The following is a 20647-nucleotide window of genomic DNA, read 5'->3' as shown; positions in this document are numbered from 1 at the left end:
TCTAGCCGCGAATCGCTTCCGCGAGCGGCGCCATCGCATCCTGCGTCGCGGCCCGCGCCACGCGGCTCGCGCTCGCACTTCTGATGAAGCCGCCGCCGAGCACGCGCGCCTGCCCGGAGGCCGCGTCGTAGAACACGCAGGCCTGGCCCGGCGACACGCCCTCCTCACCGGCGACGAGCTCGACCTCATAGCCGCCATCGGCGGCGCGCAACCATGCCGGCTGCGGCGCGCGCGTCGACCGCACGCGGACATAGATCTCGATGCCCTCGCCGATCACGCGATCCAGCGCGCCGTCGCCGATCCAGTTGACGTCGCGCAGCGCGATGCGATCCATCCGCAGCGCCTCGCGCGGCCCGACCACGACCCGGCGCGTCGCCGCGTCGAGCTTGACCACATAGAGCGGGTGGCCCGAGGCGATGCCGAGGCCCTTGCGCTGGCCGACGGTGAAATGAACGATGCCCTGATGCTGGCCGACGACGTTGCCGGCGAGATCGACGATGTCGCCCGGGGCGATCGCATTCGGCTTGAGCCGTCCGATGATGTCGGTGTAGCGGCCGGTCGGCACGAAGCAGATGTCCTGGCTGTCCTGCTTGTCGGCGACCTCGAGATCGAAGCGCCGCGCCAGCTCGCGGGTCTGCGGCTTGGTCATGTCGCCGAGCGGGAAGCGCAGGAAGTCGAGCTGCTCGCGCGTGGTCGCGAACAGGAAATAGCTCTGGTCACGATCGGCATCCGCCGCGCAAGTCAGCGAGCGCGATCCGTCGGCAAGCCGGCGCGAGGCGACATAGTGTCCGGTGGCCAGCGCCTGCGCACCGAGCTCGCGGGCGGTCGAGAGCAGATCGCGAAACTTGACCGAACGGTTGCACTCGATGCACGGCACCGGCGTCTCGCCGAGCGCGTAGCTGTCGGCGAAATTGTCGATCACCGATTGCTTGAAGCGGCTTTCGTAATCGAGCACGTAATGCGGAATGCCGATCCGCTCGGCGACATTGCGCGCATCGTGAATGTCGCGCCCGGCGCAGCAGGCACCCTTGCGATGGGTCGCCGCGCCATGATCGTAGAGCTGCAGCGTGATCCCGACCACGTCATAACCCTGCGACTTCAACAGCGCAGCCGTCACCGACGAGTCGACGCCGCCCGACATGGCAACGACGATCCGTGTGTCTTCAGGGCGGCCTTCAATATCCAGACTGTTGAGCATCTCTAAGCGGTCATTGGTCACTGTCGCGGCGAGCTTATGCGCTCCGCGACGAAATTGGAAAAAGCCTTTGTCCAGAGAGCCTTAGAACGCGTCCAAGGCCGGTTCGGTCGGTTCGGGACGCGTCGGAGGCCACCTTTAATATAGGCCGTATTCCGGCGAGGCAATCCGGCGGAATCCGTGTCTTGCCGTGCGCGAACGGCAAATCTTGCCGCCGGGCAAAAAGGAGGCCTGTCTGGAACCTGTTCCAGGCCGCACGCGCAACATTTAACTGATTGAAATTGCTCGTACTTTTTTAGACTCGGTGATTGGCCCACTCCTTGCTGACAAAACGCCGGAAGTCTCATTTGCGAGGGTTGGCAGTGGTCAGCGTGACGTCGGAAGCATTGGCAAGCCGGTCCTTTCAGGGCGCGGCGCCGCGGTCGGCGCGGACCGATCCCGCCTCGCAGGCGGGGAACGACGGCTTTGCCGCGCTGGTCGACAGCAATTCTGCGTCCACGAGCGACAACAACAGGTACGACACCCAACCGTCGCCCGTGCGCCGGTCCGACGATTCGACCTCGACGACCGATGCACGCTCCCGCGACAACAGCACGGCCTCCGACCGGACGTCGCGGGATTCCGGCAGCTCGCGCGATGACAACAAGGTCGATAGCGGCAGCGACGCGCCGCGCAAGACCAAGTCGAAATCGAAATCGGACGACGCGAAGTCGAGCACCGATGCGCAATCCACCGGCGACAAGGCCACGGCGCAAGCCGTGCCGCAGCCGGACCCAGCCAATGCGGCGGCGGCCAGCGCCGTGGTTGCCGTTCCCGTCGCCGCCACACCGGCGACTGACCCGACAGCGGCGACCGCGCCATCCGGCCAGCCGGCCGCACCGCTCGCGATCGCGGCTGCGGCCATCGCGGCAAGCTCCGCCATCGCCGCCACCGGTGCGCCGGCCGGCAGCGGTGCGCCCGCCGGCGCCGACACTGCAACCGCGGCGACCGCCACGGCGAATGCCGACAAGGTCGCGAAGGCGGCTGGCGTCAAGACCGAGGGACAGGTCATCACGACAGATGCGGCAACGGTTTCCGGCGCAGCGACGGCGACCGGCGACCCGACACTCGCCGCCACGGTTGCCGCCGGAACGCCCGCCACGAAGACAACGACGCAAGCCAAGGCACAGGTGGCCGCAAAGGACGCGACCGCGACAACGCCAACCAGCCAGGACGGCGCGGCGCAGGGCAACGCCAACACCGCGCAGGCTGCTCCGACCAACATCGTTCCCGCAGCCACGCAGCCCGCGGCTGTATCCGGCAAGGCGAAGGCCACCGCGGACGGCGCAGCCGATACCATCAAGGCCGATGCAAGCGGCGACGGCAACGCCGCGCCGACGGCCGGCGGCCACGCGGCTGCCCAGACCCAGCTCACGACGCCCGATCCCAGCGCGCAGGCGGCGAATGCACTCCAGGCGCAACTGCCGGCCAGCCAGACGACGCCGTCTGCGACCGCGCAATTGACCGTGACCAACGCCGCGCAAACCGCCACCGTGCCGCTCAGCGGGCTTGCGATGCAGATCGCGGCCTCCGCCAAGAGCGGCAAGAGCCGCTTCGAGATCCGGCTCGACCCCGCCGAGCTCGGCCGCATCGATGTCCGCATCGACGTCGATCGCAACGGCCAGGTGACCTCGCATCTCACCGTCGAACGCCCGGAGACGCTGTCGATGCTGCGCCAGGACGCCAACCAGCTGCAGCGCGCGCTCGACAATGCCGGCCTGTCGACCGGCAATGGCGGATTGCAGTTCAGTCTGCGCGACCAGTCGCAGTCGGGCCAGAACAACAACGGCCAGTCCAATCCGAACGCCCATCGATTGATCGTCACTGAGGAGGACAGCGTCCCCGCCGCAGCGGCGGGCCGCTCCTATGGCCGCGCACCCGGCGCCCTCGGCGGCGTCGATATCAGAGTGTAAGGAGTTCACCATGGCAGTCGATGCAACCATGCCGACGCCGGTCGTCTCAGCACCGGGCACCAGCAACGGAACGAGCTCCGGAAGCAGCAGCACCGGCAGTGGCCTGACGACCTCGTCGCAGGGCATCGCCGACAATTTCCAGACCTTCCTGACGCTGCTGACCACGCAGTTGCAGCACCAGAACCCGCTCGACCCGCTCGACACCAACCAGTTCACCCAGCAGCTCGTGCAGTTCGCCGGCGTCGAGCAACAGCTGAAATCCAACGATCAGCTCAAGCAGCTGATCGCGATCGAGAAGAGCGCGCAATCGACCCAGGCGCTGGTCTATGTCGGCAACACGGTCGCCGTCGACGGCAGCAAGACGCAGCTCAACAAATCCGCGACCTGGAATCTGGTGTCGCCGCAAGCCACCAGCGCCACCATCACGATTACCAGCGCGACTGGCCAGACCGCCTATTCCGGCAATTTCAACCTGAAGCAGGGCAACGCCAGCTTCGTCTGGGATGGCAAGGGCACGGACGGCACGCAATGGCCGGCCGGCACCTACACGCTGACCGCGACCGGCAAGGATTCCAAGGGCAACGACCTTGCCATCTCGACCGAGATTCAGGGCGTCGTCGACTCCGTCGACCTGACCGCCTCCCCGCCGCTGCTCTCGATCGGCGGCCAGACCTATACCACCGACAAGATCAAGCGCGTGGTGCGCGGCGCGACGAGCAGCAGCTAAGCCAAGGCTTCGCTGCATCCCGCCAATCCAGCGCTCAGCCTCGCGGGAATTGCGCGGGCGCTTTTGCACGTCACGAGTTGCCGCATACACCCGTCGTCCCTGCATTTCGGAAGCAGGGGCCGATAACGCCGCTTCACCGTCGTCGTCCCGGCGAAGGCCGACAGTACTTCTGATAAAGCGAACTGTTTTTGCGACGGGGGCTTGCGCCGTCGGGCAAATCAGTGCCAGGGCTCCATGCCTCCCAAGTGGCCTCGACAGACATAAACAGCAATAAATTGCGACACGTCAGCTTCCTGTAAGCAAGCGGACGTTATCTTCATATTCCGCGTTTGAACGCCGATTCCGCCCTGAAACTCCGCAGCTGCCCAGGCTGCGCGCCTTGACCGCCGGCAAGAGCTAGCCTGTGACCCCGACACGCCCGACACCGCCAGAACGCACCCAGACCACTCCAAGCCGTGCCGGGGCACCCCACCCGCAGCTTGCCGAGACAATGACCGAGAACGCGCGCCTCAGGACCATCGCCATCACCGTCATGCTCGAGATCGCAGTGCTTCGGGAGCGGCTGCCGCCGACTGCCGGCGAGTAGGAGCGCGGCCGGAGTGGAATGACAAAGCGAGGCTGTCTCGCTGCACTCACCCCCTCGAACGCCAGTCATGCCTGACAGGTCTGGCCTGCGCCGGCCGCGCAACCGGCGCGGCCTGCTCGATGTCCTCGCCGCATCAATAGATGCGAACGTGATTGGCCTCGAATGTCACCGGAAAGTTGTTGCGATTCTGCAAGGTCAGGATCAGCACGACGCCGACACCGCCGCGGTGATCCCAGTACACGGCCCGGTCGGTTTCGTGCAGGGGCTCCATCGAGGTCTGGTTCTTCTCGAAATGCGGCGCGATCGATACGTCGAAAAACTCGTTCGGCGCTTTCGAGTCCTTGCCCCACCAGAACGTGAACGGCTGGCTCGAATTGGCGGCGATCGTATAGGTGCCTTGCTTGTGGTCGATATTGGCCATGATGTCGGGGTCCTTCGTTTTCCATTCGTCGCTCCGATGCGACGCCCCGAGAATGATGCGTTGCGCGCGCACACGCCGTGAGCTAGCTCACTCTTCTTTGCAACCGATGCAACCGCGCCAGCGGCGTGCGCGGGCTGTTGCAAGGGACGTCTTGCAAGGAGCGGCCTGCCTGAGCGACACTCTCGGTTCCAGATAGCGCCGGCCTCGATACTCCCGCGCAATGAGTTGATCGAATGAAGCCAACTCCGAGCGATCGACGACCCATCCATCACTCGCCGGTGTTCTGGATCGGCATCGCCTTGTGCCTGGCGGCGATCGCGATCTACCTCTGGTCCGACGACCTGTCCTGGCGGCCGACACCGAGCCCGCGATGAAGGCGGCGCGCATTGCACACGCGGCAGTCTGGGCACTGTGGCTCAGCTGGCCGCCTTTCGGGCAAGCCGAACGCCGCGCGGAGAATCGCCGAAACGAATTCGGAACAAGCGATTGAAATGCGAAACATCAGAGAAGCCAACCTCCAGCGCGATGTCGGAGATTCGCTGACGGCCGGCGGGGGACCCGGTCAGCAGTTCGAACGCCCGCTGGAGACGCAATTCGTTCAGGCGCTCCGTGAACGACGTTCCCGACGACGCCATCAGGCGTTGCAGATAGCGAGGCGAGATGCCCTGGCAACGTGCGGCCGTTTGAACGCTGAGCCCAGGCTCCTGAAAGTGTGCGGTGATGTAGCCGAGTGCTGCACTGTGCCGCGCAGCCACGACGGCGCTCGCGCTGCTCTCGCCCAAGGCAGGACACTCGTCGATCGCAAGTGCGACGAGATCATGGATGTGGGTCACGACCGTATGACGAAGTTTCGGGGCCGTCAGTGCTCTCGCCTTGAGCACCGACTTCAGATATGTCGCGAATAGCCGGAATGCTTCCGATCGGCGCCCAATCGGCCGCATGGCCAGGCTCTCGACATTCGTTACGCGCTGTTCGAGCTCCGCGCGCGGCACCGCCAGACCGAATTGCAATCCATCGACGTAGATAACGCTGGCGGGCTCGGAATGCAGAATTGCGATTGCATCGCCCGCGCGAAGCTCAACTTGCCGGCAGCGCTGCGATAGCTGACTTCTGCCGGGAGAGCAGAAGATGATGCCGACGGAATCATCGCCATCGGCGAGGCTCGCTTGCGAACGCTCAAAGCGCATCGACGTGCCCTTCAGCGCGAGCATGCGCAGACCTTGAATCGCCTGTAGCGACGCATCGGCCTGGATCGGAGCGTTCGACAGCGGCTCGATGTCGGCGTGCACGACGCATCGCCCAAAGTGCTCGCGCCATAGAGGGAGACGAATACGCTCCGGAAGGTCGCGCGTCGAAAATCGATGCGATGCAAAATTGGCTGCATCCGTAGGCATGGGACCTCCAGCCTTCACAGAGCGTCAGGATGAAATGCTGCGGCACACCATTTTCAATGTCTGCATTTTGCAATTCACGCACCGGCCTTCTCAGGGTCCGTGCGCGCAAGTCCAAGAAGCCATGCTATCGATCTGCTAGTCTGATTTGCCTGTGATCGATGCAGATGTGAACTGGTTCACATGTCGGTCAGAATATTACGTTTATACTGATCGCGAAAGTCGCGGCCTTTATTTCTCCCTTAGGAGGAGACGGTCGTGATGGCTCTATCTGTAATTGCCGCCAACGGATTCATTGGACATCCCTGGCGGCACGCAAGCGCAGATCAGCTTGATGCCCTGTTCGCACTTGATCCGGTTTACGGAGCCGCGGGCAGGTTGTTTTGAAAGATTGCAGATACCGATTTTATTTCGCTGCTCTAGCCAAATCGCTAAGCAGAATTTGTGGGACATAAAATGCCGGCGGCACTGTTGGCCTTTGGCCGCCGGTTGAAATGGTCGAAATCTGTCACGTGGGAAGTCAACCTCAGTGATCAAGAAGGCGTTCGATCATGTCCATCATATTCGACATGCTTTATCACGAGTACTGTCGTGCCCGCCTCGCCGAAATGCGAAAGCAGCTTTTGATACCGCTCGTCGGCGAAGTCCTGCAGGCACCGCCGGAAGACGGCGAGCGTTCCGGGCCCCTTGATTGCGGCTGGCCGGCGAAAGCGCCGCCAACCCTCGGGTAGCTGGAGCGTCCAATCCCATGGCTCGGCCGGAGGCTGGTCCGGCACGCGCACGCCTTGGAGCATCCAACGTTCGTTGGATTTGCGCCCGACGAGGCCGCGCGCACGCCGGACAGATCGACAGATGCATGATCGAACCCACACCTCGAAGCGATTGATCGGCGAAGCTCCGCCAGAATTCAGATCGACCGGTCGCGACCCGCGCATCGACGTCTGTCGCGGGATCGCGTTGTGGTGGATCTTTCTCGACCACGTTCCAAATAACGTCGGAAGCTGGCTGACGCTGCGCAACTACGGCTTCTGCGACGCCGCCGAAATATTCATGTTCATTTCGGGCGTGACTTGCGCGCTGGCCTACGGCAGAGCCCGCCAACGTGACGGCTGGAGAGGCGTGATCGGCCGTTCGCTGCGGCGGGGATGGGATATCTATGCCGCCTTTCTCTTGCTCGCGCTCGCTTGCGCCGTGCTCGTCTATGTCGCGGGCAGCGATCATCTTGCCGATGACAGCAATACGCGCGTTTTTTTCGAACGTCCGGGCGCGGCGCTTGCGCACGCCGCAATCCTGCAATTCCGCCCTGTCAATACCGATGTCTTGCCGGTCTTTGTGATCTGCCACGTGCTGTTCGCACCGTTGCTGTGGCTGCTGCTGCGCGCACCAAACGTTACGCTTGGCCTTTCGCTGTTGCTTTATGCTCTGGTGCACTTTTTCGGCTGGCGCGTTCCCGCCTGGCCCGACGGCGTCTGGTTCTTCAACCCGCTGGCATGGCAGTTTCTGGTCGTGCTGGGCGCATGGTACGTCATCGAGGGGAAGACAATCCGGGATTGGATAACGTCGCGCCCTGCGCTGGTCCTTTCCACCCTCTTTCTCGCGCTGAGCCTGTTCCTTGCGCTCGGCCAGCAGATCAAGCCGCTGGTGCCGCAGGCTTTGACGGATTTGCTGTTTCCACTGGACAAATCGAATCTGAGCCCGTTGCGGCTACTGCATTTCCTGGCTCTCGCGATCGTGGCGTCATGGCTTGTTCCCGAGGGTTGGCGAGGACTATCGACGCCGATGCTGCGTGGCGCGCGGTGGTGTGGCGAGAATTCGCTACCGATCTATTGCCTCGGCGTCCTCCTGGCGCTGGTCAGCCAGTTTGATCTGTTCAACATCTCGAACTGGCCTGCGATGCAGATCGCGCTCAGTCTCGGCGGCGTCTTGATGATGACCGCCGTCGCGGCGCTCCTGAACGCGCTCAGCACCAAGCGCAAGCCTGCGGTGGGCGCAGTTGATCGGAAAATGCCCGCAGCCGTTACAAATCCGAAAGTTGAGGATCGCGCACGCAGGACCGTTCTTGATGCACAGCTGAGAGCCGTCACCGCTCCGTCGACGTACTGCCCTTGATGAAATTTGGATCGTGCCGGACATCGGCTGTTTTGCCGCGTTCGGGCGCACACGCATTCGCGACGCAACCATTCCGACCTCTCCCCACACGCGGGGAGAGGCGAAAACGGAGTTCGCTGCCGAAGCACGCTTGCCGCCGATGCTCACTCCGACCGGCCCGCTGCCTTGAGGATCAGCCGCGCAATCGGTTCAGGCTGCGAGATCAACGCGAGATGGCTGGCCTTCACCTCGATCGTGGTGGCGCCCATGCGCTTGGCCATGAAGCGTTCGAGATCCGGATTGATGGTGCGGTCCTCGGTCGAGACCGCGTAGTAGCTCGGCTTGCTGCGCCAGGCCGCGTGGCTGGTCTTGCCCGACAGCAATTGCTTGTGGAACGGCTGCTGCACGGCATAGAGCACCTTCGCCTTGGCTTCCGGCAGGTCACCGGCGAAATCGCGCAGGAACGCCTCCTCGCTCAGCCGGCCCTCGTCGCCATCGAACACAATGCCGGCGCTCGCGGGCGGCGTCGGATAGGTTTTTGCCAGCGCGGTGTAGTCCTCATCCGCGTCGGGTGCGCGCGCGGCGACATAGACCAGCGCCGAGACATTCGGATGCACGCCGGCCTCGGTGACGATCATGCCGGAGAAGGAATGGCCGACCAGAACGGTCGGGCCATCCTGACGATCGAGCACCCGCTGCGCCGAGGCGACCGCTTCCGGCAGCGTGGTCAGCGGATTTTGCACGGATGTCACATTGAGCCCGGCGGCCTGCAGGCGCGGAATGACCTCGGACCAGCACGAGCCGTCGGCGAACAGGCCGTGCACCAAGACGACGTTGCGTGCCTTCACCGGCGGCGTTGTTGCGGCGATGCCGCGCGAGGACACCAGCGAAGCTGCCGCTCCGGCAAGCAAGGCGGTCGAGAAGGTGCGTCTGTTCATCATCATGACAAGGGCTCGGATGGAGTGATCGGCGAAACGCGCCCACCTGCGGTGAGCGGACAATCTCTTCTACGCACGCAAAAGCGATTGGTTACGCGCGACGTCGCTGGGGACTTGCGATCGAGATCAAGGATAGTTGAACGAGCGGGATGCTCGACGATCGTTCACGTGACGTCGTTCGCAGCCGTCATTGCGCCAGCAATTTCAAATCGATCATCTCGCCCGGGGCTTACCCCTCTCCCCGGCCTCCTCCGCAAGGGGGAGGGAGCCCTGCCGATGTGCTCACCTCACGCTGCGCATCTGCTGCACGTAAGACGCAAAGGGCGCGTGAGGGACGCACCGGCGGCTGGGTTCCCTCCCCCCTTGCGGGGGAGGGTTAGGGAGAGGGGTGCAGCTTGCTCCGCTGCCTGACGAAACGGGCGAGCAACCGGCAGCGCACGGCTCCCAAGCCCCCGATCCGCCGCCCTGTTCCCGGCCGTTCCAACGAGATTCGTATTGAACGCTTGGGCTTAGGCAAATTTTAAACCGGTGGGCGTAGGTTACCTCCTGCGAGTTCAGTGGTTGAGAGTTTGTGAGTACGCCATGACAGAACCCCATCGCCCGAGGGTGAAATACGTCATCGGGCCTGACGGCAGCCCGTTAACGATTGCGGACCTGCCGGCCCCCGGTACCAAGCGGTGGGTCATCCGCCGCAAGGCCGAAGTCGTCGCTGCGGTCCGCGGCGGCCTGCTCTCCCTTGAGGAGGCTTGCAGCCGCTACACGTTGACCGTCGATGAGTTCCTTTCCTGGCAGTTCTCGATCGACCAGCATGGTCTGGCCGGACTGCGCACGACACGCATCCAGCAGTACCGGCAGTAAGTTTCGCCCAAACAGTGGTATTTGACGAAAACCGGCCTCGCATTGCGAAGCCGGTTTTTTTCATGTCCGCGTTTTTGCCGCGGTTCTTAACCTTCGTTAACCATATGGAAACCATACCCTAGGCAATATTTGCCCAGTCGGACCCGCGTGGGCCGAATCCCTGGGGGCCGTTGGTGCAAAGTCTGGTTGCTTTCTTCAGAGGTCTAGGTGCGGCCCGCCTCGCGGCCATGGTTGCGGTCACCGCGGCCCTGATCGGTTTCTTCGCGTTCGTCATCATGCGCGTCACCACGCCCCAGATGACCACCCTCTTCACCGACCTGTCGACCGAGGATTCCTCGGCCATTATCAAGGAGCTGGAGCGCCAGGCGATCCCGTTCGAGCTGCGCAGTGACGGCGCCGCGATCATGGTGCCGAAAGACAAGGTGACGCGGCTCCGGATGAAGCTCGCCGAGGGCGGCATGCCCAAGGGCGGCGGCGTAGGCTACGAGATCTTTGACAAGTCGGACGCGCTCGGCACCACGAGCTTCGTCCAGAACATCAATCATTTGAGGGCGCTAGAGGGCGAGCTCGCCCGCACCATCCGCGCCATCGACCGCGTCCAGGCCGCGCGCGTCCACCTCGTGCTGCCGGAAAAGCCGCTGTTCTCACGCGAGACGCCGGAACCATCCGCCTCGATCGTGCTCAGGGTGCGCGGCGCGCTGGAGCCGCAGCAGATCCGCGCGATCCGCCATGTCGTCGCCTCCGCCGTCAACGGGTTGAAGCCGCAGCGGGTCTCGATCGTCGACGAGGCCGGCCAGTTGCTCGCCGATGGCGCCCAATCCGATGCCGATGCCGCGGTCGGCGACGAGCGCCGCGCCGCCTTCGAGAAGCGGATGCGCAAGCAGGTCGAGGACATCGTCTCCTCGGTGGTCGGCGCCGGGCGCGCCCGCGTCCAGCTCTCTGCCGACTTCGACTACAACAAGATCACCCAGACCTCGGACAAGTTCGACCCCGAAGGCCGCGTGCTGCGCTCGACCCAGACCCGCGAGGAATCGAGCCTCACCGCCGACAATTCCGGCCAGGTCACCGTCAACAACGAATTGCCGGGCAACCAGAACCAGGACAACGCTGCCCGCGCCCGCGACCAGAGCAAGAAGAGCGAGGAAACCAACAACTACGAGATTTCCCGCACCACCAAGACCGAGGTGACCGAGGCCGGCCGCGTCAACCGCATCTCGGTCGCGGTGCTGGTCGACGGCGCCTACGCCAAGAACGAAAAAGGCGAGATGGTCTACCAGGACCGCACCAAGGAGCAGCTCGACCGCATCGCCGCCCTGGTCCGCTCCGCGATCGGCTTCGACCAGAAGCGCGGCGACCAGGTCGAGGTCGTCAACCTGCGCTTCGCCGAGCCGCCGACCGCGCAGCCGATCGCGCAGCCGATCGCGCAGCCGACCGGCCTGCTCGGCATGCTGCAATTCACCAAGGATGACGTGATGTACGTCATCGAGCTCGGGGTCATGATGATGCTCGGCCTGGTCGTGCTGTTCATGGTGGTCCGCCCGCTGGTCAAGCGCATCGTGGCGGCCGACGTCATTCCGGCGCTGGGTGGCGGCGCCGGCGTGCCCGCGCTGGCCGAAGCCCATGCCGAGAGCGCCGGTGCGCCGGGCCAGGCGCTGATCCCGAGCGGCAGCGGCGCGGCGCAATTGATCGACGTCGCCCAGATCCAGGGTCAGGTCCACGCCCAGGCCGTGCACCGGGTCGGCGAACTCGCCGAACGCAATCCGAACGAAACCGTCTCCATCGTTCGTCAATGGCTGAGCGAGCCGGTGGAGAACTGACATGGCCGCCGTACCCCAGACCACCAACGCCAACGACATCGCCACCGTCCTCTCGACGCTGGCGAACCGGCAGAGCGCCCGGCCCAAGGGCAAGCCGCTGCCCGGCCCGAAGCGCGCCGCGATCCTGATGCTCGCGCTCGGCGAGCAATATGGCGGCAAGATCTGGTCGATGCTCGACGACGAGGAGGTCCGCGAGCTGTCGGTCCACATGTCGACGCTCGGCACCGTCGAGGCCGACGTGGTCGAGGACCTGATGCTGGAATTCGTCTCGCGGATGTCGGCCTCCGGCGCGCTGATGGGCAATTTCGACGCCACCGAACGGCTGCTGCAGCAATATCTGCCGGCCGAGCGCGTCACCGGCATCATGGACGAGATCCGCGGCCCCGCCGGCCGCAACATGTGGGAGAAGCTCTCCAACGTGCAGGAAGAGGTGCTCGCCAACTACCTCAAGAACGAATACCCGCAGACCATCGCCGTGGTGCTGTCGAAACTGAAGCCGGAGCACGCCGCGCGCGTGCTGGCGATCCTGCCCGAGGACATCGCGCTCGACGTGGTCGGCCGCATGCTGCGGATGGAGGCGGTGCAGAAGGAAGTCATCGAGCGCGTCGAGCAGACGCTGCGCACCGAGTTCATGTCGAACCTGTCGCAGACCCGCCGCCGCGACGCCCATGAGGTGATGGCCGAGATCTTCAACAACTTCGACCGCCAGACCGAGACCCGCTTCATCACCTCGCTGGAAGAGGAAAACCGCGAATCCGCCGAACGCATCAAGGCGCTGATGTTCACCTTCGACGACCTGATCAAGCTCGACTCCGCCTCGGCCCAGACGCTGATGCGCAACATCGACAAGGACAAGCTCGGCGTCGCGCTGAAGAGCGCCAACGAGGAGGTGCGCAGCTTCTTCCTCGGCAATATGTCCTCGCGCGCCGGCAAGATGCTGATGGACGACATGGCCGCGATGGGCCCGGTGCGCCTGCGCGACGTCGACGAGGCGCAGGCGCTGCTGGTCAACCTCGCCAAGGACCTCGCCGCCCGCGGCGAGATCACCCTGACCAAGAACCGCGCCGACGACGAGCTGGTGTACTGATGGCCGCACCCGCAAAATTCCTGTTCGACACGGACTTTTCGGCGCCGGACCGTTCGCGCGAGCGCGCCCCGACCCCGGCGGAGGTCGCGCAGAAGGTCGCCGACGCCGAGGCGCGGGCCTATCGCGCCGGCTATGAGGCCGCGCTGCGCGAGGCCAAGGTCGAGAGCGACCGCCGCGCGGCGCAGGCGCTGGAAGAGATCGGCACCGCGATCAAGGGCATCGCCGCGCGCTTTGCCGGCATCGAAACGCGGATGGAGACCGAGGCCGTCGATGTCGCGGTCGCGGTCGCCCGCAAGCTCTGCTCCGAACTGGTCGCACGCGAGCCGCTCGGCGAGATCACGGCGCTGGTCTCCGACTGCTTCTCGCATCTGGTGGCGACGCCGCATCTCGTGGTCCGCATCAATGACGCGCTCTACGAGGCGGCGCATGACAATATCGAGCGAGTGGCGGCGCATTCCGGCTTCCAAGGCCGGCTGGTCATCCTCGCTGAGCCCACGATTGCGACCGGCGACTGCCGGATCGAATGGGCCGACGGCGGCGTGGTGCTGGAGCGCGCCGCGATCGAAGGCAAGATCAACGAACTCGTCGGGCGCTATCTGGCGTCCCGCAGCCAGGCCGGCTGAAGGATTGAGGGCTGAACCATGAGCGACACCGACACCCAAGTCCCGCTTCCCGATCTCAACGCCTCCGACGCGCCCGGGATCGACGACATCGGCTACAACGAGGACGAAAATGCCGCGCGCATCGCCGCCGACCTCGAGGCCGTGTTCGACGTGCCGGTGCAGGTCTCGGCGGTGCTCGGCCGCTCCAAGATGGATGTCGGCGACCTGCTGAAGCTCGGGCCGGGCACCGTGCTCGAACTCGACCGCCGCGTCGGCGAGGCGATCGACATCTACGTCAACAACCGCCTGGTGGCGCGTGGTGAAGTGGTGCTGGTGGAAGACAAGCTCGGCGTGACCATGACCGAAATCATCAAGGCAGAACGCTCGTAACAACTTCACGGTAGCGCGCGGAACCTGCGCGACCAGACGAACAGGAGATCATCATGCGGCTTCTCATCGTTGGCACCCTGAAGGGCCAGCTCACGACCGCGACCAAGATCGCAATGGACAACGGCGCCTCGGTGACCCACGCCGAGGCCGCCGAGCAGGCGATGAACGTGCTGCGCAGCGGCAAGGGCGCCGACCTCCTGCTGGTCGATGTCGGCCTCGACATCCGCGACCTCGTGATGCGGCTCGAGGCCGAACATATCCACGTGCCGATCGTCGCCTGCGGCATCTCCAACGATGCCCGCGCCGCGGTCGCCGCGATCCACGCCGGCGCCAAGGAATACATCCCGCTGCCGCCCGACCCCGAGCTGATCGCAGCGGTGCTCGCCGCGGTCGCCAACGACGCGCGCGATCTCATCTATCGCGACGAGGCGATGGGCCGGGTGATCAAGCTCGCACAGCAGATCGCGGGCTCCGACGCCTCCGTGATGATCACCGGTGAATCCGGCACCGGCAAGGAAGTGCTGGCGCGCTACGTCCATTCCCGCTCGGCCCGCGCCAAGCGGCCGTTCATCTCGATCAACTGCGCGGCGATCCCGGAACACCTGCTGGAATCCGAGCTGTTCGGCCATGAGAAGGGCGCTTTCACCGGCGCGGTGGCGCGCCGCATCGGCAAGTTCGAGGAAGCGACCGGCGGCACGCTGCTGCTCGACGAAATCTCCGAGATGGATGTCCGCCTGCAGTCCAAGCTGCTGCGCGCGATCCAGGAGCGCGTAATCGACCGCGTCGGCGGCACCAAGCCGGTTCCGGTCGACATCCGCATCATCGCGACCTCGAACCGCAATCTGTCGGAGGCGGTGCGCGAGGGCTCTTTCCGCGAGGACCTGCTGTTCCGCCTCAACGTCGTCAACCTGAAGATCCCGCCGCTGCGCGATCGTCCGGCCGACATCCTCGAATTGGCGCAGCATTTCGCCAAGAAATATGCCGAGGCCAACGGCGTGGCGGTCCGCCCGATCTCGACTGAGGCCCGCCACGTCCTGACCGCGAACCGCTGGCAGGGCAACGTCCGCGAGCTCGAGAACACCATCCATCGCTCGGTCCTGATGGCGCAGGGCGACGAGATCGGCGCGGACGCGATCCTGACCCCCGACGGCGACCGTCTCGACCTCGCCAAGACCGCGCCCGCGGTCGCGCACGCCACGCTGGCCGCCGAGCAGGTCACCCGCGCGCTGGTCGGCCGCACGGTTGCCGACGTCGAACGCGACCTGATCCTGGAAACGCTGAAGCACTGCCTCGGCAACCGCACCCATGCCGCCAACATCCTCGGCATCTCGATCCGCACGCTGCGCAACAAGCTGAACGAATATGCCGACGGCGGCATCCCCATCACCCCCGCCGGCAATGGCGCGCCCGATTATCAGCGCATGGCGAGCGCCGGCTGAGAAAAGGAAAGCGGCGGCCTAAACCCGCCGCGACTGCCATGCCTCACGAATAGTTGGGCGCATCGGGCTTGCGAAAGATCCGGATCGGATCGCCGGGTGTGATGTCACGGCCGGTGAAGGTCACATACGCATAGAGCGCAAGATAAGCGACGGCGATTGCGCCGACGAGATAGAACAGCCAAGCTCCCACGCGCTTCATCGAACCGTCACGTCTGCGAAACATCCGCGGCTTTTAGTGCGCTTGCGGGCAAAGCGCCACGGCTAACCTGCCGCGCCGGCCCCTTTGCCGTTCCCTCGCCATTCATCCCTCGAGTCTTGCGGGCAGTTGCCGTATTCAATCTCCTATTGCACTTTTATATTTAGACAACTGGAGAGTGATATGGCCCTTTACGCGCAGACCAGCGGCACGTTGTCCACCAACTCCGGGACTTTCACGGCGATGCAAGGCCTCAGCCTGACGATCCCGGAGGGCGTCGGCACCACCGCGATCATCACCCTCAACGTTCCGAATCCCTACGCCACCGGCAACGATATCCCGGGCGGCATGTTCGGCGTCACCGTCAATGGCAAGGTCTCGCCGGTCGTCGCGAGCTTCACCTATAACGAGACCCCGTCGAGCTTTGGCCGTATCCCGACCACGCTCGTTGTGGGCATTCCGCTGGGCAATGCGGCTCAGACCATCCAGGCCGTATGGGCTGGCGTCCGCGGCAGCACCGTGATCGTCGACAGCCCGGCGTCGCTGAGCGCAGTCTTCTAAGGGCTGCTTCGGACCAGCAATTGCGCGCTAGCGCACGCCCCGGGGATGAACGTGACGTGACGGCAGGCTGACCTCGGCCAGTCTGGCGGCGTCTTCGTCGCGGTCGATCGCGACATATTCGCCGTGCCAATACGCCAGCGCGGCAGTGCGTTCCGATGCGATCACGTCGAGCACGCGACCGATGACGATCGCGTGCGAATGCCGCTCGATGACCTCCTCGACCTCACAGTCGATCGCAGCCAGTGCCCCGACCAGCAACGGCGCGCCCGTGGCGCGCGTCGTCCATTCGGCTCCAGTGAACCGGTCGGCGCCCTTCAAGCCACCCTTGCCGGTAAAGCGCTCGGCGATGTCGAGCTGATCCGCGGTCAGGATGTTGACGCCGAACACGCCATGGCGCGCGATCAGCGGCCATGACGAGGCGGCGCGGTTGATGCTGACGATCAGCGACGGCGGCTCGACCGACAGCGACGACACCGACGTCACCGTCATTCCCGAAATTTCCTTACCCCGGCCGGCGGTGATGACGCTGACGCCGCCGGTGAGATGGCGCATCGCGCCACGGAATTCATCGGCCGCCACCGCGGGCTCGATCGAAACATTGCGGACGACGGAATTCATGGCGACCTCACAGATCGGATGTGTCTTCGCTGCCCTCGAGCAGGTGCTTCAGGATCTCGCCTTCGAGCGCGGCGAGCTCGGCCGAACCGCGCCGGCGCGGCCGCGGCAGGTCGATCGTGACATCCTCGGCGATCCGGCCGTCCTCGATGACCAGCACGCGGTCGGCGAGCGCGACCGCCTCGGCGACATCGTGCGTCACCAGGATCGCGGTAAAGCCCTGGTCACGCCAGACCCGCTCCAGCAATTGCTGCATCGAGATCCGGGTCAGCGCATCGAGCGCGCCGAGCGGCTCGTCGAACGCCAGCACGCGCGGCTGGCTGACCAGCGCCCGCGCCAGGGCCACACGCTGCTTCTGACCGCCTGACAGCACCGAGGGCCACTGCCCGCGCTTTTCGCCGAGGCCGACCTCGACCAGCGCCCGCTCGGCACGGGCCTGCGCGTCGGCAGATGAGCGCTCGCGCCCAAGCCCCACCTCGACATTGGACAGCACCCGCGCCCAGGGCAGCAGGCGCGGCTCCTGGAACATGACGCGGACGTCTTGCGCCCGGGGTTCTTCACCGAAGGCGATGCTGCCTGCCGTCGGCGCGTCGAGGCCGGCGATCAGGCGCAGCAATGTGCTCTTGCCACAGCCGCTGCGGCCGACGATCGCGACGAACTGGCCCGCGGGAATGTGCAGGTCGATGCCGCGCAACACCTCATTGTCGCCGAACGCCTTGCGAAGGCCGCGGATGGTCAGCGCCAGGCCGCGGGCCGCACTTTCCGTCACTCGCCGCAGATGCCGCGGCTTCACGACGATGTCGGCATGGTCGACCGGCTCGGCGTCAACCGGCTGGAAACGAAGCGCTTCTTGCATTCTCATTCTCACTTCTTCTGGAACGCGGGGTGCCACGACAAGGTCAGGCGCTCCAGCGCCCGCGAGGCGCTGTCGGCGAGTTTGCCGAGCAAGGCGTAGATCAGGATCGAGAGCACGACGACGTCGATCAGCATGAACTCGCGCGCCTGCATCGCCATGTAGCCGAGGCCCGACGACGCCGCGATGGTCTCCGCGACGATCAAGGTCAGCCACATGATGCCGAGCGCAAAGCGCAGGCCGACGAAGATCGAGGGCAGTGCGCCGGGGAAGATCACCCGCCGGAACAGCTCGCCGTCGGTCATGCCGTAGATCCGGCCCATCTCGATCAGCTGCGGATCGACGGTACGGATACCGTGCAGCGTGTTGAGATAGATCGGGAAGAACACGCCGAGCGCCACGAGAAAGAGCTTTGCCGATTCGTCGATGCCGAACCACAGGATGACCAGCGGGATCAGCGCCAGATGCGGGATGTTGCGCACCATCTGCAGCGTGGTGTCGGTGAGTTTCGCCGACAGCTGCGACAGGCCGTTGGCGAGCCCGAACGCAAAGCCGATTCCGCCGCCGATCACAAACCCGATCGAGGCGCGCCAGAAGCTGACCCAGATGTTGCGGATCAGTTCGCCTGATAGCAGCAACTTCCAGCCAGCGAGCGCCACGTCGGTCGGCGCCGGCAACACCCGCGACGGCACGTAGCCGGTGACGCAGGCAAGCTGCCAGACCAGGACAATGACCAGTGGAACGATCCAGGGGATCAGCCCGTCGATTTTGGGGAGTTTGGGGGCGCCGACGCGCGGTAGCGAATCGATCAAGCTCATGATTGCGATGCCTGCTTTTGCGGACGGTAGTCGTTGCCGATGGTCTCGCCGAACGGCCCGGTGTTGACGCGGATCGGCGTCACGTTGCCGGGTTGCGCCAACGACAGCAGCGGGAACACCAGCTCGGCGAACCGATAGGCTTCCTCGAGATGCGGGTAACCCGACATGATGAAGGTATCGACGCCGACGTCCTGATACTCCTTGATCCGCGCGGCGACGGTCTCGGGATCGCCGACCAGCGCGGTGCCGGCCCCGCCGCGCACCAGGCCGACGCCGGCCCACAGATTCGGGCTGATCTCGAGCTTGTCGCGACGGCCGCCGTGCAGCTGCGCCATGCGCTGCTGGCCGACCGAATCCATCCGCGAAAAGATCTTCTGTGCGGCCGCGATGGTGTCGTCGGTGACGTACTGGATCAGCTCGTCGGCCGCCCTCCACGCCTCGGCGTTGGTCTCGCGCACGATCACGTGCAGGCGGATGCCGAAAGAGAGCTTGCGGCCGCGCTGCACGGCGACGGCTTTCACCCTCGCGATCTTCTCGGCGACCTGGGCCGGCGGCTCGCCCCAGGTCAGGTACTTGTCGACGGTATCGACTGCGACGTCGATGCCGGCATCCGACGAGCCGCCGAAATACAGCGGCGGCCGCGGCGTTTGCACCGGATTGAACAGCAGGCGGCCGTCCTCGATCCTGATGTGCTTGCCTTCGACATTGACCGTCTTGCCGGCGAGCAGATCGCTGTAGACGTTCAGGAATTCACGCGTCACCGCGTAGCGCTCGTCGTGATCGAGGAAGATGCCGTCGCCCTTGTTCTCGATCGGATCGCCGCCGGTGACGACATTGATCAGCAGGCGGCCGTTCGACAGCCGGTCCAAGGTCGCGGTCATGCGCGCGGCGACGCTTGGCGATTGCAGGCCGGGCCTGACCGCCACAAGATAGCGCAGGCGCTCGGTCCAGGGCGCGATGCCCGAGGCCACCACCCAGGAATCCTCGCAGCTCCGGCCCGTCGGCAGCAGCACGCCGTAGTAGCCGAGCTGGTCGGCGGCCTGCGCAATCTGGCGCAGATAATTGAAGTTCACCTCGCGGCCGCCGATCGACGTGCCTAGATAGCGGCTGTCGCCATGGGTCGGCAGGAACCAGAGGATGTTGGCGTTGGTTGGGGTGCTCACGTGCCCGGCCTCCATGCGACGTCGGAAATCTTGATTGGTTTGGGGATCAGGCCGAGCGCGAAGAACGTGTCGGCGACCTGTTGCTGATCCGCGATCACGGTATCGGTGACCGGCTTGATGCCGTAGGCCTGCCGCTTCAGCGCGACCTCGACCACCGGCACCGACAGGCCGATGCTCGGCGCCAGCTGTTCGGCGACGGCGTGAATGTCACCCTTGGCCCAGTCATCGACCTCGCTCAGCTGCGCCAGCACGAGCTCGACGATCTTCGGATCGGTCTGCAGGAACTTCTTCGAGGCGAAGTAGAACTGATAGTTGGCGACGATGCCGGTGCCGTCGGCGACGGTGCGCGCGCCGGTCGCGGCCTCCGCCGCGGCCTGGAACGGATCCCAGATCACCCAGGCATCGACCGCGCCGCGCTCGAACGCCGCGCGTGCATCGGCCGGCGCCAGGAACACCGGCTCGATCTCGGGATATTTGACGCCAGCTTTCTCCAGCGCCTTCACCAGCAGATAGTGGACGTTGGAGCCCTTGTTCAGCGCGACCTTCTTGCCCCTGAGATCGGCGACCGATTTGATCGGGCTGTCCTTCGGCACCAGGATCGCCTCGCCCTTTGGCGCCGGCGGCTCGTAGGCGACATACTGGAGCGGCGCCCCGGCGGCCTGCGCGAAGATCGGCGGCGCCTCGCCGGTGTTGCCGAAATCGATCACGCCGACATTGAGCGCTTCAAGCAGCGGCGGCCCGGACGGAAACTCGGTCCAGGCGACCTTGTAGCCGACCGATTTCAGCTTCTCCTCGAGCGAGCCCTTGCTTTTCAACAGCACCAGCTTGCCGTATTTCTGGAAGCCGATGCGGACGACCTTCTCCTGACCGTAGGAGGCGCCGACGCTAGCAGCCACGATGCTGACCGACAGCACCGCGCGGGCGACCCAGCGTCGAAACAAACGCGTCAT

The 20647-nt window shown here is 65.0% G+C and carries 22 protein-coding genes; 12 read left to right on the top strand and 10 right to left on the bottom strand.

Features of this window, described 5'->3' with window-relative positions; translation table 11 throughout:
• Position 1: 1 nt before the first annotated feature.
• Positions 2-1198: a tRNA 2-thiouridine(34) synthase MnmA gene (gene mnmA / locus HU230_RS00755; RefSeq protein ID WP_176533402.1), complete on the bottom strand. Its 1197-nt coding sequence runs from the start codon at positions 1196-1198 to the stop codon at positions 2-4.
• A 359-nt stretch (positions 1199-1557) separates the two neighbouring features.
• On the opposite strand from mnmA, the gene HU230_RS00750 reads away from it, so the two are divergent.
• A complete protein-coding gene (locus HU230_RS00750; protein ID WP_176533403.1) occupies positions 1558-3147 on the top strand; it encodes a flagellar hook-length control protein FliK in 1590 nt (529 codons plus the stop codon).
• 10 nt (positions 3148-3157) lie between these two features.
• Complete coding sequence (locus HU230_RS00745) at positions 3158-3874, top strand: flagellar hook assembly protein FlgD (RefSeq protein WP_176533404.1); 717 nt, start codon at positions 3158-3160, stop codon at positions 3872-3874.
• A 719-nt stretch (positions 3875-4593) separates the two neighbouring features.
• Here HU230_RS00745 and HU230_RS00740 read toward each other — a convergent pair.
• Positions 4594-4881, bottom strand: a complete 288-nt coding sequence (locus tag HU230_RS00740; protein WP_176533406.1) for a hypothetical protein — start codon at positions 4879-4881, stop codon at positions 4594-4596.
• Positions 4882-5114: 233 nt separating this feature from the next.
• On the opposite strand from HU230_RS00740, the gene HU230_RS00735 reads away from it, so the two are divergent.
• Entirely contained in the window at positions 5115-5255 is a 141-nt protein-coding gene (locus tag HU230_RS00735; protein WP_176533407.1) for a hypothetical protein, read from the top strand.
• A gap of 42 nt (positions 5256-5297) precedes the next feature.
• On the opposite strand, the gene HU230_RS00730 is transcribed toward HU230_RS00735, so the two are convergent.
• The gene (locus tag HU230_RS00730; RefSeq protein WP_176533408.1) at positions 5298-6275 is read right to left on the bottom strand and encodes a helix-turn-helix domain-containing protein; all 978 of its coding nucleotides are present in this window, start codon (positions 6273-6275) and stop codon (positions 5298-5300) included.
• A gap of 548 nt (positions 6276-6823) precedes the next feature.
• Here HU230_RS00730 and HU230_RS00725 point away from each other — a divergent pair.
• Together HU230_RS00725 and HU230_RS00720 are read left to right on the top strand one after the other, a co-directional pair.
• Positions 6824-7003: a hypothetical protein gene (locus HU230_RS00725; protein WP_176533409.1), complete on the top strand. Its 180-nt coding sequence runs from the start codon at positions 6824-6826 to the stop codon at positions 7001-7003.
• A gap of 121 nt (positions 7004-7124) precedes the next feature.
• Entirely contained in the window at positions 7125-8381 is a 1257-nt protein-coding gene (locus HU230_RS00720; protein WP_176533410.1) for an OpgC domain-containing protein, read from the top strand.
• A gap of 143 nt (positions 8382-8524) precedes the next feature.
• Here the strand turns inward: HU230_RS00720 and HU230_RS00715 are convergent, their stop codons facing one another.
• Positions 8525-9304: an alpha/beta fold hydrolase gene (locus tag HU230_RS00715; protein WP_176533411.1), complete on the bottom strand. Its 780-nt coding sequence runs from the start codon at positions 9302-9304 to the stop codon at positions 8525-8527.
• Between the two features lie 576 nt (positions 9305-9880).
• Between HU230_RS00715 and sciP the strand changes: the two genes are divergently transcribed.
• The 6 genes from sciP (at position 9881) to flbD (ending at position 15491) form a co-directional block, all read left to right on the top strand.
• Entirely contained in the window at positions 9881-10156 is a 276-nt protein-coding gene (gene sciP, locus HU230_RS00710) for a CtrA inhibitor SciP (protein WP_002714638.1), read from the top strand.
• A gap of 227 nt (positions 10157-10383) precedes the next feature.
• Positions 10384-11973, top strand: a complete 1590-nt coding sequence (fliF, locus tag HU230_RS00705; RefSeq protein ID WP_420840924.1) for a flagellar basal-body MS-ring/collar protein FliF — start codon at positions 10384-10386, stop codon at positions 11971-11973.
• Position 11974: 1 nt separating this feature from the next.
• The gene (gene fliG / locus HU230_RS00700; protein WP_021077001.1) at positions 11975-13060 is read left to right on the top strand and encodes a flagellar motor switch protein FliG; all 1086 of its coding nucleotides are present in this window, start codon (positions 11975-11977) and stop codon (positions 13058-13060) included.
• On the top strand, positions 13060-13683 hold the full coding sequence (locus HU230_RS00695) for a FliH/SctL family protein (RefSeq protein WP_176533413.1): 624 nt from the start codon (positions 13060-13062) through the stop codon (positions 13681-13683). Before fliG ends, HU230_RS00695 begins: the two co-directional genes overlap by 1 nt.
• Positions 13684-13701: 18 nt before the next feature.
• Positions 13702-14052: a flagellar motor switch protein FliN gene (gene fliN / locus HU230_RS00690; RefSeq protein WP_176533414.1), complete on the top strand. Its 351-nt coding sequence runs from the start codon at positions 13702-13704 to the stop codon at positions 14050-14052.
• A gap of 53 nt (positions 14053-14105) precedes the next feature.
• Entirely contained in the window at positions 14106-15491 is a 1386-nt protein-coding gene (flbD, locus tag HU230_RS00685) for a sigma-54-dependent transcriptional regulator FlbD (protein WP_176533415.1), read from the top strand.
• A 43-nt stretch (positions 15492-15534) separates the two neighbouring features.
• Here the strand turns inward: flbD and HU230_RS00680 are convergent, their stop codons facing one another.
• Positions 15535-15690, bottom strand: a complete 156-nt coding sequence (locus tag HU230_RS00680; protein WP_171947754.1) for a hypothetical protein — start codon at positions 15688-15690, stop codon at positions 15535-15537.
• Positions 15691-15870: 180 nt separating this feature from the next.
• Here HU230_RS00680 and HU230_RS00675 point away from each other — a divergent pair, with 180 nt between their 5' ends.
• Entirely contained in the window at positions 15871-16248 is a 378-nt protein-coding gene (locus tag HU230_RS00675; protein WP_176533416.1) for a hypothetical protein, read from the top strand.
• Between the two features lie 27 nt (positions 16249-16275).
• Here the strand turns inward: HU230_RS00675 and HU230_RS00670 are convergent, their stop codons facing one another.
• Genes HU230_RS00670 through HU230_RS00650 form a run of 5 tightly spaced genes read right to left on the bottom strand, consistent with a single transcriptional unit; the run spans position 16276 to position 20647 of the window.
• Positions 16276-16866, bottom strand: a complete 591-nt coding sequence (locus HU230_RS00670; protein WP_176533417.1) for a flavin reductase family protein — start codon at positions 16864-16866, stop codon at positions 16276-16278.
• A gap of 7 nt (positions 16867-16873) precedes the next feature.
• Positions 16874-17719, bottom strand: coding sequence for an ATP-binding cassette domain-containing protein (locus HU230_RS00665; protein WP_176533418.1), 846 nt, complete (start codon positions 17717-17719; stop codon positions 16874-16876).
• 8 nt (positions 17720-17727) lie between these two features.
• Positions 17728-18534 (bottom strand): ABC transporter permease subunit, encoded by an 807-nt coding sequence (locus HU230_RS00660; protein ID WP_050631820.1) that lies wholly within the window; start codon positions 18532-18534, stop codon positions 17728-17730.
• Positions 18531-19712 carry an FMNH2-dependent alkanesulfonate monooxygenase gene (gene ssuD / locus HU230_RS00655; RefSeq protein WP_176533419.1) on the bottom strand — a complete coding sequence of 394 codons (1182 nt, stop codon included), beginning with the start codon at positions 19710-19712 and terminating at the stop codon, positions 18531-18533. Before ssuD ends, HU230_RS00660 begins: the two co-directional genes overlap by 4 nt.
• Positions 19694-20647 carry a sulfonate ABC transporter substrate-binding protein gene (locus HU230_RS00650; protein WP_176533420.1) on the bottom strand — a complete coding sequence of 318 codons (954 nt, stop codon included), beginning with the start codon at positions 20645-20647 and terminating at the stop codon, positions 19694-19696. The genes ssuD and HU230_RS00650 overlap by 19 nt, the downstream gene beginning before the upstream one ends.

Origin of the sequence: Bradyrhizobium quebecense, from assembly GCF_013373795.3 — a bacterium.
In the GTDB taxonomy this organism is placed as follows: Bacteria; Pseudomonadota; Alphaproteobacteria; order Rhizobiales; family Xanthobacteraceae; genus Bradyrhizobium; species Bradyrhizobium quebecense.
Note: the sequence above shows the minus strand (reverse complement) of the source record. Positions and strands in the feature narration are given on the sequence as shown.

What these genes read in the sequence shown, in the direction of transcription:
- HU230_RS00715 (WP_176533411.1), bottom strand. Translation starts at nt 9,304, where the DNA reads ATGATGATGAACAGACGCACCTTCTCGACCGCCTTGCTTGCCGGAGCG.
- HU230_RS00720 (WP_176533410.1), top strand. Translation starts at nt 7,125, where the DNA reads ATGCATGATCGAACCCACACCTCGAAGCGATTGATCGGCGAAGCTCCG.
- fliN (WP_176533414.1), top strand. Translation starts at nt 13,702, where the DNA reads ATGAGCGACACCGACACCCAAGTCCCGCTTCCCGATCTCAACGCCTCC.
- HU230_RS00650 (WP_176533420.1), bottom strand. Translation starts at nt 20,647, where the DNA reads ATGACGCGTTTGTTTCGACGCTGGGTCGCCCGCGCGGTGCTGTCGGTC.
- HU230_RS00680 (WP_171947754.1), bottom strand. Translation starts at nt 15,690, where the DNA reads ATGAAGCGCGTGGGAGCTTGGCTGTTCTATCTCGTCGGCGCAATCGCC.
- flbD (WP_176533415.1), top strand. Translation starts at nt 14,106, where the DNA reads ATGCGGCTTCTCATCGTTGGCACCCTGAAGGGCCAGCTCACGACCGCG.
- HU230_RS00670 (WP_176533417.1), bottom strand. Translation starts at nt 16,866, where the DNA reads ATGAATTCCGTCGTCCGCAATGTTTCGATCGAGCCCGCGGTGGCGGCC.
- sciP (WP_002714638.1), top strand. Translation starts at nt 9,881, where the DNA reads ATGACAGAACCCCATCGCCCGAGGGTGAAATACGTCATCGGGCCTGAC.
- mnmA (WP_176533402.1), bottom strand. Translation starts at nt 1,198, where the DNA reads ATGCTCAACAGTCTGGATATTGAAGGCCGCCCTGAAGACACACGGATC.
- fliF (WP_420840924.1), top strand. Translation starts at nt 10,384, where the DNA reads ATGGTTGCGGTCACCGCGGCCCTGATCGGTTTCTTCGCGTTCGTCATC.
- HU230_RS00745 (WP_176533404.1), top strand. Translation starts at nt 3,158, where the DNA reads ATGGCAGTCGATGCAACCATGCCGACGCCGGTCGTCTCAGCACCGGGC.
- HU230_RS00665 (WP_176533418.1), bottom strand. Translation starts at nt 17,719, where the DNA reads ATGCAAGAAGCGCTTCGTTTCCAGCCGGTTGACGCCGAGCCGGTCGAC.
- HU230_RS00660 (WP_050631820.1), bottom strand. Translation starts at nt 18,534, where the DNA reads ATGAGCTTGATCGATTCGCTACCGCGCGTCGGCGCCCCCAAACTCCCC.
- HU230_RS00675 (WP_176533416.1), top strand. Translation starts at nt 15,871, where the DNA reads ATGGCCCTTTACGCGCAGACCAGCGGCACGTTGTCCACCAACTCCGGG.
- HU230_RS00730 (WP_176533408.1), bottom strand. Translation starts at nt 6,275, where the DNA reads ATGCCTACGGATGCAGCCAATTTTGCATCGCATCGATTTTCGACGCGC.
- HU230_RS00735 (WP_176533407.1), top strand. Translation starts at nt 5,115, where the DNA reads ATGAAGCCAACTCCGAGCGATCGACGACCCATCCATCACTCGCCGGTG.
- fliG (WP_021077001.1), top strand. Translation starts at nt 11,975, where the DNA reads ATGGCCGCCGTACCCCAGACCACCAACGCCAACGACATCGCCACCGTC.
- HU230_RS00695 (WP_176533413.1), top strand. Translation starts at nt 13,060, where the DNA reads ATGGCCGCACCCGCAAAATTCCTGTTCGACACGGACTTTTCGGCGCCG.
- ssuD (WP_176533419.1), bottom strand. Translation starts at nt 19,712, where the DNA reads ATGGAGGCCGGGCACGTGAGCACCCCAACCAACGCCAACATCCTCTGG.
- HU230_RS00740 (WP_176533406.1), bottom strand. Translation starts at nt 4,881, where the DNA reads ATGGCCAATATCGACCACAAGCAAGGCACCTATACGATCGCCGCCAAT.
- HU230_RS00725 (WP_176533409.1), top strand. Translation starts at nt 6,824, where the DNA reads ATGTCCATCATATTCGACATGCTTTATCACGAGTACTGTCGTGCCCGC.